Source organism: Shewanella xiamenensis (assembly GCF_014647135.1).
Classification (GTDB): domain Bacteria; phylum Pseudomonadota; class Gammaproteobacteria; order Enterobacterales; family Shewanellaceae; genus Shewanella; species Shewanella xiamenensis.
The window spans coordinates 43,489-55,997 of record NZ_BMOP01000019.1 but is presented as its reverse complement, the minus strand read 5'-3'; the positions used below and the strand labels follow the sequence as shown (position 1 = coordinate 55,997).

The 12,509-nt window shown below is 47.8% G+C and carries 11 protein-coding genes; 10 read left to right on the top strand and 1 reads right to left on the bottom strand.

The features are described from left to right. Position 1: 1 nt before the first annotated feature. The 8 genes from IEY09_RS15220 to IEY09_RS15185 all read left to right on the top strand — a co-directional run bounded on the left by IEY09_RS15220 (position 2) and on the right by IEY09_RS15185 (position 6,938). Positions 2 to 961 carry a beta-ketoacyl-ACP synthase III gene (locus IEY09_RS15220; protein ID WP_055647216.1) on the top strand — a complete coding sequence of 320 codons (960 nt, stop codon included), beginning with the start codon at positions 2 to 4 and terminating at the stop codon, positions 959 to 961. 104 nt (positions 962 to 1,065) lie between these two features. Next, a complete protein-coding gene (gene fabD / locus IEY09_RS15215) occupies positions 1,066 to 1,992 on the top strand; it encodes an ACP S-malonyltransferase (protein WP_099458278.1) in 927 nt (308 codons plus the stop codon). A 9-nt stretch (positions 1,993 to 2,001) separates the two neighbouring features. Further along, positions 2,002 to 2,748 carry a 3-oxoacyl-ACP reductase FabG gene (gene fabG / locus IEY09_RS15210; RefSeq protein ID WP_011623152.1) on the top strand — a complete coding sequence of 249 codons (747 nt, stop codon included), beginning with the start codon at positions 2,002 to 2,004 and terminating at the stop codon, positions 2,746 to 2,748. Between the two features lie 163 nt (positions 2,749 to 2,911). After that, positions 2,912 to 3,145: an acyl carrier protein gene (gene acpP / locus IEY09_RS15205; RefSeq protein ID WP_006081231.1), complete on the top strand. Its 234-nt coding sequence runs from the start codon at positions 2,912 to 2,914 to the stop codon at positions 3,143 to 3,145. A 209-nt stretch (positions 3,146 to 3,354) separates the two neighbouring features. Continuing rightward, a complete protein-coding gene (fabF, locus tag IEY09_RS15200) occupies positions 3,355 to 4,593 on the top strand; it encodes a beta-ketoacyl-ACP synthase II (protein WP_188871703.1) in 1,239 nt (412 codons plus the stop codon). A 178-nt stretch (positions 4,594 to 4,771) separates the two neighbouring features. After that, positions 4,772 to 5,140, top strand: coding sequence for a hypothetical protein (locus tag IEY09_RS15195; RefSeq protein ID WP_037419714.1), 369 nt, complete (start codon positions 4,772 to 4,774; stop codon positions 5,138 to 5,140). A gap of 116 nt (positions 5,141 to 5,256) precedes the next feature. Next, positions 5,257 to 5,736: an acyl-CoA thioesterase gene (locus tag IEY09_RS15190; RefSeq protein ID WP_037419717.1), complete on the top strand. Its 480-nt coding sequence runs from the start codon at positions 5,257 to 5,259 to the stop codon at positions 5,734 to 5,736. Between the two features lie 326 nt (positions 5,737 to 6,062). Then, a complete protein-coding gene (locus IEY09_RS15185) occupies positions 6,063 to 6,938 on the top strand; it encodes an NAD(P)-dependent oxidoreductase (protein ID WP_099458277.1) in 876 nt (291 codons plus the stop codon). Positions 6,939 to 7,034: 96 nt separating this feature from the next. Here the strand turns inward: IEY09_RS15185 and IEY09_RS15180 are convergent, their stop codons facing one another. Continuing rightward, positions 7,035 to 7,883, bottom strand: coding sequence for a D-hexose-6-phosphate mutarotase (locus IEY09_RS15180; RefSeq protein WP_047536720.1), 849 nt, complete (start codon positions 7,881 to 7,883; stop codon positions 7,035 to 7,037). Positions 7,884 to 8,110: 227 nt separating this feature from the next. On the opposite strand from IEY09_RS15180, the gene IEY09_RS15175 reads away from it, so the two are divergent. Further along, on the top strand, positions 8,111 to 9,901 hold the full coding sequence (locus tag IEY09_RS15175) for an acyl-CoA dehydrogenase C-terminal domain-containing protein (RefSeq protein WP_188871701.1): 1,791 nt from the start codon (positions 8,111 to 8,113) through the stop codon (positions 9,899 to 9,901). A 294-nt stretch (positions 9,902 to 10,195) separates the two neighbouring features. Beyond that, entirely contained in the window at positions 10,196 to 12,424 is a 2,229-nt protein-coding gene (locus IEY09_RS15170) for a TonB-dependent siderophore receptor (protein WP_188871699.1), read from the top strand. The last annotated feature ends 85 nt before the right edge of the window (positions 12,425 to 12,509 follow it).

Sequence of the window (12,509 nt, the reverse complement as noted above, 5' to 3'; positions counted from 1 at the left end):
TATGCATACAAAAATTCTCGGAACTGGTAGTTACCTACCGGTGCAGGTGCGTAGTAATCAAGATTTGGAAAAAATGGTGGAAACCAGTGACCAATGGATTGTTGAACGCACTGGTATTTCAGAGCGCCGCATTGCAGCGCAAGACGAAACTGTCTCAACGATGGGCTATCAGGCGGCATTAAATGCGTTAGAGATGGCCGGTATTGAGGCATCAGATTTAGATATGATCATTTGCGGTACAACCAGTGCGGCAAATGCATTCCCTGCCGCGGCCTGCGAAATCCAAGCCATGCTCGGTGTGCATACCATTCCAGCCTTTGATATTGCGGCGGCTTGTTCAGGTTTTGTCTATGCCTTATCGGTTGCGGACCAATTTGTTAAAAACGGTACCGCGAAAAAAGTCCTCGTGATTGGCGCTGATGTATTATCCCGTCTGTGTGAGCCGGAAGATCGTACCACCATTATTCTGTTTGGGGATGGTGCGGGGGCGGCGGTTATCGGTGCTTCCGATGAGCCCGGGATTATTTCAACCCATATTTATGCCGATGGTCGTCAAGGCGATTTGCTTAAGTGCGCTTTCCCACCACGTCAGGGGGAAACCTCTGAAGCGGTTGGTTTTATGACGATGAAAGGCAATGACGTCTTTAAAGTGGCGGTGACTCAGTTATCCCATGTCGTGACTGAAACCTTGCGCCTGAATAATATCGATAAGTCGGAAATCGACTGGTTGGTGCCGCATCAGGCTAACTTCCGCATTATTAATGCCACGGCGAAAAAGCTAGACATGAGCTTAGATAAAGTGGTGTTAACCCTTGCTAAGCATGGTAATACCTCGGCGGCTTCGGTACCTATTGCTCTGGATGAAGCTGTGCGTGATGGTCGGATCCAACGTGGTCAGCTCTTGCTGCTCGAAGCCTTTGGCGCTGGTTTTGCGTGGGGCAGTGCGCTCGTCCGTTTTTAACCGTATCTGTATACGAATAAATTCCTGCTCATCGTTATCTTGGTTAGCTGTCCAAGATAACGGTTTAGTGTTCAATAAATTAAGTTCGCCATAGGTAATTTGATATGGAAAATGTAGCTTTTGTATTCCCTGGCCAAGGTTCACAGGCCCTAGGCATGTTAGCCGAACTGGCTGCTGTACAGCCGATTGTGGGACAAACCTTTGCCGAAGCGAGTGAGGTGTTAGGGTATGACTTGTGGGCATTAGTGCAAGACGGCCCCGTTGAAACCTTAAATGAAACCGATAAAACTCAGCCTGCTTTATTAGCGGCAAGTGTGGCGATTTGGCGTGCCTATGTTGCCTCTGGTAAAGCTATGCCTGCGATGTTAGCGGGTCACAGCCTAGGCGAATATTCTGCATTAGTTTGTGCTGGTGTCATCGACTTTAAAGATGCGATCAAACTGGTTGAGCTACGTGGTCAATTGATGCAGCAAGCCGTACCCGCCGGTACTGGCGCTATGTACGCGATTATCGGTCTAGATAATGACGGTATTGCTAATGCGTGTATTGAAGCCGCTCAAGGCGAAGTGGTAAGCCCAGTTAACTTCAACAGCCCTGGCCAAGTGGTTATCGCCGGTCAAAAAGATGCGGTTGAACGCGCTGCTGCGGCCTGTAAAGCTGCGGGCGCCAAAATGGCGGTAGCCTTGCCTGTCAGCGTGCCATCACACTGCGCATTAATGAAACCTGCTGCTGATAAATTAGCTCTTGCGTTAAACGATGTGCAGTTTAATGCGCCGAGCATCACCGTTATTAATAACGTAGATGTGGCATCACCCACTGTGGTTGCCGACATTAAAGATGCGCTGGTTCGTCAACTGTATTGCCCAGTACGCTGGAGCGAAACCGTTGAGTTAATGGCCGAAAAAGGTATTACCCAGTTAGTTGAGTGTGGTCCTGGTAAAGTATTGACAGGTCTTGCGAAACGCATTAATAAATCTCTTTCTGCCCAAGCAGTTAATGACGTTGCATCCCTTGCCGCGTTAACTGAATAAGGAGTTTGTATGAGTATCAATCTGAGTTTAGCGGGCAAAGTTGCCTTAGTGACAGGCGCGAGTCGTGGTATTGGCCGCGCGATTGCCGAAACCTTAGTCGAAGCCGGTGCGATTGTGGTTGGAACTGCCACAAGTGAGAAGGGCGCCGCAGCAATTCAAGAATATCTGGGTGACAAAGGTTTTGGTTTAGTGCTTAATGTTACCGATAGTCAATCCGTCACCGATTTATTCGATTCGATCAAAGAAAAAGCGGGTGATGTTGATATTCTAGTCAACAACGCGGGTATCACCCGTGATAATTTGCTGATGCGAATGAAAGATGATGAATGGAACGATATCATCGATACCAACCTGACATCATTGTTCAGACTATCAAAACCTGTGATGCGTACCATGATGAAAAAGCGTTTCGGCCGGATCATCAATATCGGTTCAGTGGTAGGCACTATGGGCAATGCAGGTCAAGTTAACTACTCGGCAGCAAAAGCTGGTTTGATCGGATTTACAAAATCTCTTGCAAGAGAGGTTGCATCTCGTCAAATTACAGTTAATGCTATCGCTCCTGGATTTATCCAGACCGATATGACTGATGAGCTGACCGAAGATCAGCAAAAAGCTATCATGTCTCAGGTTCCGATGGAACGATTAGGGCAAGCGCAAGAAATTGCCAATGCCGTACTCTTCTTGGCGTCGGATTCTGCCGCTTATATCACAGGCGAGACTTTGCATGTGAATGGCGGAATGTACATGGTTTAAGGGCGGATGGCAGGGATACTGTCGCAACTGAGTAGTGATCTGTATCAATTGGTCGCTAAATTTCGTGGTTAGACCACGAAAACTAAGCTTGCATTGTCAGCCAAATCTAATAAACTACTCGCAATCTTACGCAAGTGCGTAATTTGAATAGGAAAGAAAACTAATGAGCAACATCGAAGAACGTGTAAAGAAAATCATTGTAGAGCAACTGGGCGTTAAAGAAGAAGACGTTAAACCAGCGGCATCTTTCGTTGACGATCTGGGTGCAGATTCTCTGGACACTGTTGAGTTGGTTATGGCTCTGGAAGAAGAGTTTGATACCGAGATCCCTGATGAAGAAGCTGAAAAGATCACTACTGTTCAAGCAGCGATCGATTACGTTTCTAAGAATCAGTAATTCTGAATTCTAGAGAACAGGCGGCATATATGCCGCCTGTTTTTGTTTTAGCCCCGCCTCATTCTGCAATAGTGCCATTCAATCGTCTCTGGAAGCTGTGTTGAATTTATCCATGAGATGCTCGCCGCAGATTGGCGAAGACATTTTAATGATAGAACCGCATTTGTCTGTCATAACTTAATCTATTTAGCATTCAAAAGGTGACTGCCGTGTCTAAACGTCGTGTAGTGGTAACCGGTTTAGGGTTAGTAACGCCCGTGGGCAATACTGTCGACACTACTTGGAAAGCCCTGCTTTCGGGTAAGAGTGGGATTGCGCCCATAACCAAATTTGATGCCAGCGAATTTACCACTCGTTTCAGTGGTTCTGTAAAAGATTTCGATGTTGAGCAGTACTTAACTAAAAAAGACGCCCGCAAAATGGACCTCTTTATTCAGTATGGTATGGCTGCGGGCATCCAAGCTATCCAAGACTCAGGTCTGGATATGAGCAAAGAAAACCCTGGCCGTGTGGGTACCGCAATCGGTGCTGGCATGGGCGGTATGTGGTTGATTGAACAAAACCACAGCGCGCTATTAAGCGGTGGCCCTCGTAAAATTTCGCCTTTCTTCGTGCCAAGCACCATTATTAACATGATTGCCGGCCATTTATCGATTATGTACGGCATGACTGGCCCTAACTTTGCCGTCACGACCGCTTGTACTACTGGTGTGCACAACATCGGTTTTGCGGCGCGCACTATCGCCTATGGCGATGCTGACGTGATGGTTGCCGGTGGCGCCGAAGATGTGACTTGTCCATTAGGCGTAGGTGGTTTTGGCGCAGCTAAAGCGCTGTCGACCCGTAACGATAACCCAACGGCAGCCAGTCGTCCGTGGGATAAAGACCGTGATGGTTTTGTCATCGGTGATGGCGCGGGTGTGATGGTGATGGAAGAATACGAACATGCTAAAGCGCGCGGTGCGACCATTTATGGTGAACTTGTCGGCTTTGGTATGAGTGGTGATGCGTTCCATATGACATCGCCTCCAAGTGATGGCGCGGGCGCTGCGGCCGCTATGGTCAATGCAGTCAATGATGCTAAGCTGCCATTTGAAAAAATTGGTTATATCAATGCGCACGGCACTTCAACGCCTGCGGGTGATAAAGCGGAAGCGGCCGCGGTGAAATCTGTGTTTGGCGATCATGCCTACAACCTGCTTGTCAGCTCGACTAAGTCTATGACGGGTCACTTGCTGGGCGCTGCGGGTGCGGTTGAAGCGATTTTCACTCTGCTTGCGCTGCGCGACCAAGCCGTACCACCGACCATCAACCTCGATAATCCAGATGAAGGCTGTGATTTAGACTTCGTGGCGCACACTGCCCGTGATGTAAAGTTAGAGTATGCTCTGTGTAACTCCTTCGGATTTGGTGGCACTAACGGTTCATTGCTGTTTAAGAAAGTCTAAACAGCGGTTAGCTCGATAAAAAATGCGCCTACTGGCGCATTTTTTTATGCTCGAATTGTGCCTAATATCACTTTCTAACCTGCTGATATCCAAATAGTTAACCTTTGTTCATCAAGCTTGTTTAATGCCCTTTGCCGCCGATAATGACAGGCATATTCTATTTAAAAGGAAATCTGTCATGTTAAACCCTCTGGTGATCCCGCTTGTGCCTATCGTTGGTGCCGTAACCGCAAATTTGACCGAATTAATTCGTGGAGAATCCAAAGCTTGGCATCCTAATATGGATATCGGCATGAAGACCTTCACCTTTGCGATTGCGGCATATGTGTTGGTGTGGTTCGCCTTATTGGTGACCGCCATCAGTGTCGGTGGTAGTAACCATATGTCATCGGGATTTGAAGTGATTGGGCTGTTTTTGGCTGGGTTGGGTGTTTACACTTATGGCAAGGGCACTCGCTTTGTTAGCAGTCAATTACAGCTGTGGTTGTATCGCCTGGCGTTGCCGGGATTATTACTCTCTTGTGGGCTGATAAGTTACTTTGGCTAAATCGGTTCTCTCCACTGAGACAATCGTAATTATCTTTACGCTATTGCGCATTTCTATCGTAAACTCAACTCATTGCAAAATCATTGAGCCACAGAGGCTGAATAAGTTGAGGTTATATGGCTGGTATCGATAGACAAATTACCCTGAGATTTTTGTCAGAACCCGCAGATGTGAATTTTGGTGGTAAGGTTCACGGTGGCGCTGTGATGAAATGGATTGACCTTGCGGCTTATGCCTGTGCTGCTGGCTGGAGTGGTAAATATTGTATTACCGCCTATGCGGGTGGAATTCGTTTTGTTCAGCCAATCCTCGTGGGAAATATCGTCGAAGTCAGCGCTAAGGTGATTTATACCGGTAAGACCTCTATGCACATCGGTATTGATGTGCGGGCAGGGGATCCTAAGGTCTCTGAGCGTCATCTCACCACTCACTGTATCGTCATCATGGTTGCCGTGGATGAAAATGGTCAACCTACACCCGTGCCTGAATGGGTGCCGCAGACTGAGTATGATATTCATCTGCGTGATTCCGCACTGCGCTTAATGGAAATGCGCAAGAAAATTGGCGCCGAAATGGAAGCACACGTACAAAAGTGATTTGGGTTAGTTATAAAAACAAAGGCGCCTCTGTGCGCCTTTGTTGTTTCTGTCGAACACTGCGTTTGTTACCAAGGGCATTTTTACTCTGACGCTCGCCTAATCGAGTGCTACACTGCCGCCACAGTTTTAGCTACAGATTGACCTTTTAAGTTGAAACACTTGCTCGCATTTTTTTAGTTTGGGTCGGGTCTTTCTCGGAGTAACATAAGCGCGCATCCTGTGTGTCGTTAATCTATTGTGTTAATTCAGTGAGGTTAAATGAACGCAGTGCAAATGTGTGGTGTAAAACGTTTCACCTTGTTTATCAATTAAAGGAATTCCTCATGGCAAAAGTCGCATTTATTGGTTTAGGCGTAATGGGTTACCCCATGGCAAGACACTTACTCAACAAGGGCCATGAGGTTACTGTGTATAACCGCACTTTTGCTAAGGCACAAACTTGGGTCGAGAATTACGGCGGTCGTTGCTGCCCAACGCCTAAAGAAGCGGCTATTGGCCAAGATATTGTTTTTACCTGCGTAGGCAACGATAACGACTTGCGTGAAGTGGTATTAGGCAATGATGGCGTGATCCATGGCATGGCGCCAGGCACAGTATTAGTTGACCATACGACGGCTTCTGCCGATGTGGCCCGTGAATTACATAAAGTGCTGGCCGAAAAAGGCGTCGATTTTCTCGATGCGCCTGTATCGGGTGGCCAGGCTGGCGCCGAAAATGGCGTACTGACCGTGATGGTCGGGGGCGATCAAGCCGTATTCGAACGTGTAAAGCCCGTTATCGAAGCGTTTGCACGTTGCGCAGAGCGCTTAGGTGAGGTTGGTGCCGGCCAACTCACTAAGATGGTCAACCAAATTTGTATCGCAGGTGTGGTTCAAGGCCTTGCAGAAGCGCTGCAATTTGCCCGTAAGGCTGGTCTTGACGGTGAAAAAGTGGTTGAAGTGATCAGTAAAGGTGCGGCGCAAAGTTGGCAGATGGAAAATCGCTACAAAACCATGTGGGGTCAAAGCTATGATTTTGGTTTTGCCGTCGATTGGATGCGTAAGGATTTAGGCATTGCCCTAGAAGAAGCTCGCCGCAATGGCTCGCACTTACCCTTAACCGCGCTAGTGGATCAGTTTTATTCTGAAGTTCAAGCCATGGGCGGTAATCGTTGGGATACCTCAAGCTTGTTAGCGCGTTTTGAGAAAAACACTAAGTAGGCGGTGATTGCCAAACAGATGACCATCGTGAATTTGATGGCATAAAAAAGCCCAGTCATGCACTGGGCTTTTGCATTGATTGGGGATAAAGACCGATTAGTCTGCCCAGCGAATATGGGTAACTAAACTGTGGCTCTCGCCGGGAGCCAGCGTTAACTTATCTTCAAGCACATTGGCGGCTTCGAGACACACCATGGTGAGATAGTCATCGTCATTAAAGCGGGCAAGACGGGTCGATTTTTCAATCCAAGGGTTCCACAGCACGGCCGAGTGGCTATTTTCACGGCTCACTTCAATCACACCTTTGGGCGTATGTAAGTGTTGTACTGGACCTAGGTTGGTGTAAACGCGGTCGGTTTCGCGGTCAAATAACACGTCATCCGTCGTTTGCGGGTAAGGCCCTTCGGAAAACTCAATATATTGAGCACCGCTAAAACCAGTGGCTTTAAGCTGGTGAATATCTTCAATCGGAAAATAGCTGTGTAGCGCTTGGGTGAGTGTAACCGGCACATCGCCAAGGTTAGTGTTAACTAAGCTGATACTTAAGGTTTCACCTAAGGTAAAGAGTACGTTGACTTGGGTATGGTGCGGCCAAAAGACCTTATCTTCTTCGCTGATAGTTAAGCTAAAACGTAAATCCACCAGTTGATTACGCATCTCAACCGACTCGAGTGTCCAAATTCGGGTACGGGCAAAACCATGTTGTGGGAAATTAGCTTGATTGCTCATACCAAACCAAGGCCAGCAGACGGGCACTCCGCCACGGATCCCATTACCGGGTTGATAGTCATCCGCTGAAGACACCCATAATAAGGGGGGCTTACCTACGGGTTGAAAATGATCGATTTGCGCGCCCTGTAAAAAAATCCTTGCTTGGCATAACGCAGTGTTCACTTCGACATAATCGAGCCCGTTTGCGTGTTTTTTGGTGGTAACAGAACCCATAGTAACAATATCCTCAACCTGATGACGTATCAGCAATACAGACACTTAGCTTACAAACTTTTGCACTTGAGCATAAGCCTTTGTTGCGATCAATTTACGGTTTTGCTGTTCGATTGTGCAAACAAAAGTCACTGCACAGAGGCTCAGATGCTTCCTTTTTCAACAGATTTAGCTAAAGTGGTCAGAGCACTTAGTCCATTGCCATAAAACAAGAAAGGGAAGCGATTATGCCAGTCTATCAAGCACCACTGCGTGACTATCAATTTATCCTCGATGAAATGTTGCATATTTATCAGCAAGATGCCCTAAAAGGCTTCGATGAGATCGACCCCGATTTGGTCGATGCCATCCTCCAAGGTATGGCGGATTTCAGTACTGAGGTGATGTTGCCGTTAAATAGCGTGGGGGATGTGCAGGGCTGCAAACTCGTGGATGGCAAAGTGGTTACCCCCGAAGGTTTTGCCGACGCCTATCAGCAGTTTGTCGACAATGGTTGGCCGACACTGACCTGCGATCCTGCGTACGGTGGCCAAGGACTGCCCGAAGTAGTCGGGATTTTCGCCACCGAGATGCAAACCTCAACTAACATGGCCTTTGCCATGTATCCCGGCCTTACCCACGGCGCCTATGCGGCCATTCATGCCCACGGCAGTGAGGCACTTAAACAGAAGTATCTAGCGAAATTAGTGAGTGGTGAATGGACTGGCACCATGAACCTAACCGAATCCCATGCCGGAACCGACTTAGCACTATTGCGTACTAAGGCCGTGCCTGCGGCGGACGGCTACTTTGCGATCACTGGTGAGAAGATTTTTATCTCCTCGGGCGACCATCAATTTACCGATAACATAGTGCACTTAGTGTTAGCACGCTTGCCCGATGCGCCCGAAGGGGTTAAGGGCATTTCGCTGTTTGCCGTGCCCAAAGTGTTAGTGAACAGTGATGGCCGTTTAGGTGAGGCGAACAGCCTCTATGCCAGTGGGCTTGAACACAAAATGGGCATCCACGGTAACTCAACCTGTGTGATGGTATTTGAGGGGGCACTCGGTGAGTTAGTGGGAGAACCCCACCAAGGGCTGCGCGCCATGTTTACCATGATGAACCAAGCGCGTTTGGGGGTTGGAATGCAGGGATTAGGCGTCTCCGAAATCGCCTATCAAAATGCCTTAGCCTACGCCAAGGACAGATTGCAGAGCCGCGCCATTAGTGGCGCTAAAGCGCCTGAAAAAGTTGCCGACCCGATTTTGGTACACGGTGATGTGCGCCGGATGTTGTTATCGCAAAAAGCCTTTAATGAAGGTGCCCGTGCACTCGTTGGCCAGCAGGCGCTGTGGTTAGATGAGGCTGAGCGCCATAGCGATCCTGCAAAAGCCAAAGCGGCCTCGCAATTAGCGGCCTTGTTTACGCCAGTAGTGAAGGGGTTTATCACAAACCGAGGCTTTAATGCCTGCGTGGATGCCCAGCAAGTGTTTGGTGGTCATGGTTATATTCACGAGTGGGGGATGGAGCAATTTGTGCGTGATAGCCGTATTGCACTGATTTATGAAGGAACTAATGGTATTCAGGCACTCGATTTAGTTGGGCGTAAACTGCTGAGCGATCGCGGTGCTGCCATGCAGCAATGGTCAACGCTGGTCACTGAATTTATTCAATCACAGGGCAAAGATGCGCAAATGCAGCCCTACGTGAGTGGGCTAATGGATTGCGCCACCGATTTACAAAAGGCGAGTGGTTATTTAGCGAGCCATGCAGCCAGCAATCCCGACATTATCGGCGCGGCATCGATGGCGTATATGGAGTTATTTGGCATTACGGCTCTGGCATGGATGTGGGCGCGTATGGCCAAGATTGCACTAACTGCGCTCGCAAATGGCACGCAAGAGGCGGAGTTTTACCAGGCTAAACTGAAAACGGCGGACTTTTATATGGCGTATTGGGCTGTGCAGAGCCGCAGCTTGCGTAAACAGTTGGAGCAGGCGAGTGCGATGCTAACCACGCTTGATGAAACTATTTTTTAAGTATTTACATCCGCAGTGTTATATCCAGTAAAAAACAACAATAAGCCAGCAAAGTGATGCTGGCTTTTTTATTGGAGATGGCTTTCATTAAGCGCCATTTAGTAAGTGCTATGCACTAAGAGCCATGCCGCTATATCCACACATAACGAGTAGACTCTCTTTACAATTGTTACCAATCCTGACCGATGTAAATTTAAATGAGAATTATTGTCATCTAGCAATCAAACTTTATAATGACGGCACATTTTAGATGACATGGGTAAACCATAGGTTTGCTCAAGGTTGGGGGACTTTGTGAAATCACGTTTTGCCTATTCAATACTAACGCTTGCCCTGATGCCGCATTTGGTCTTTGCGGCTGCGCCTAACGCTCAAGAGAGTAAACCCGAGCAAGAAAGTGCTTCAACGGCACAAGCCGATATACAAACCAACACACAGGCCGAAGCGCAAGCCAGCACACAAGCTGAGACTAAGGCGCCAGAGCGAATTGTCGTGCGTGGTCGCGCCATGCAAATGTATGTTGATAAAGAGACTGAAATCGGCACTAAAACGGCAATCAATGTGATGGAATTGCCGCAGTCTGTACAAGTGCTGACCGAGCAACTGATTGACGATCAAGCCGCTCGTAATATTACTGACTTATATCGCTCCATTGCCGGTGTGAGTGAATTTAGCTATTCCGGCGTGACTTTTCGTGGCTTTCGCGATGATGCAAACGTGTTTTATGATGGTGTACGTGGCGACCCGTATTCGGGATTTTCGGTGCCACAACTGTTCAACGTACAGCGGGTTGAAGTATTAAAAGGCCCTGCATCGGCACTCTATGGCGGCGGTGAACCCGGCGGAATGATTAACTATGTGACGAAGAAACCGACCTTTGTCGAGCGTAAAGATCTCACCCTAAGCACGGGTAGCTACGATATGATGGGCGGCTCGCTGGATTTCACTGGCGGTTTAACTGAGGATTTAGCCTATCGATTGGGGGGCTACTATCAGCAGGAAGATAGCTTTCGTAACAATGCCGATAGCTTAAATGCCGAAGTGGCAGGTGGTTTACTCTATGAAATCAGTGAAGATACCAAAGTCACCACCACCTTCGATCTGATAAGGCAGGATTTGGGTGGCAATCGACTCCGTGGTGTACCCGTGGATGATGCGGGTAATTTCCTTGTCGATCCTTCCTACAATGCCAACGAGAAAAGCGATTTCCAGAAAATGGATGCCTTGGTGCTGCAAGCGATTCTCGATCATCAATTTAGTGATGATTTTTCGGTAAAAACTCAAATTCGTTACCTGAATAATGAATCCGATCAGCAATATCACGAATCCCGTGGTTGGGTCGATGTGAATGGTGATGGCAAGGCAAACAGTGCCGATGGCACCATCAAACGTGAATATCGTGTCCAATCCCGTGCCAATGACGAAATCAGTTTAACCAATGATTTTGTCTATCGTTTTAATGCCTTAGGTTTTGAGCATGAGTTCCTGTTTGGTGGTGATTATCACTATGTCGAAACCGAATACCGTTACAAGTTGGCGACCAGTAAGGAAGGCGTGGGTAATCTGAATATCTTTGAGCTGAATTACGGTGAAACAAACCCAAGTGCTTATCAGTTAAAAGACATGGATACCGACGGTACCCGTGCCAACCGTTTTGGCCTCTATTTGCAAGAGCATCTGCATTTCAACGAGCAGTGGTCTTTAATTGCGGGTCTACGCTTTAGCCAGTTTGATGATTACGATAAAAAGACCGGATTCTCCTTTAGCGATAATGCCATTACCCCAAGGGCTGGATTGAATTATCGTCCAATCGATGCGATGTCTTTCTACTTGAACTACTCAGAGAGTTTCAATCCGGCAGCATTGTCTGATCAAGAGAGCATCAAAAGTGACGGCGCACTCGATCCCGAAACTGGTAATCAAATAGAACTTGGGATGAAAAACGAGTGGCTCGATGGCCAGTTTATGACCACGTTTGCACTCTATCGCATTGAAAAACAAAATGTGGCCCAGGCTAACCCTTTAGATACTGGGGATGACGATGGTATTCCGAATTTAGTTAATTTTGGCGAAGTACGTAGCCAAGGGGTGGAATTTACGCTGGTGGGCGATCTCACAGATAACCTTACCGTAACGGCTAACTATGCCTATAACGATACGGAAGTGATCAAGGGCGTGACCAACGACAGCCTAACCAACACCTTTGGCGACGGCAAACACTTTGCCAATGCGCCGCGCCATCAAGCAGGGCTATGGACGCGCTACGATATTCAAGCGATTGATTCCGCCATTGCTTTTGGGATGGACTATGTGGGCGAGCAATTTAGCCTCAATGGTCAAACGGTAAAACCCCATACGGTGTTTGATATGAGCTGGACGACTCAGTGGGACCAAACCCAAGTGCGCGTAAATCTGAAGAATATCTTCGATAAGGAATATGCTGTTAGCGGATTTAGTGAGCGCAATGGCCATTTCCCTGGCGAGCCGCGCAATATCACGCTTGAACTGAGCCATAAGTTCTAACGTTAAGAAACCAAGTGCAATCTAAGCCAGCGTGACGATTCGCGGGCTTAGATTTATCTACAAGCAACGTTACCTATAGCTTTTA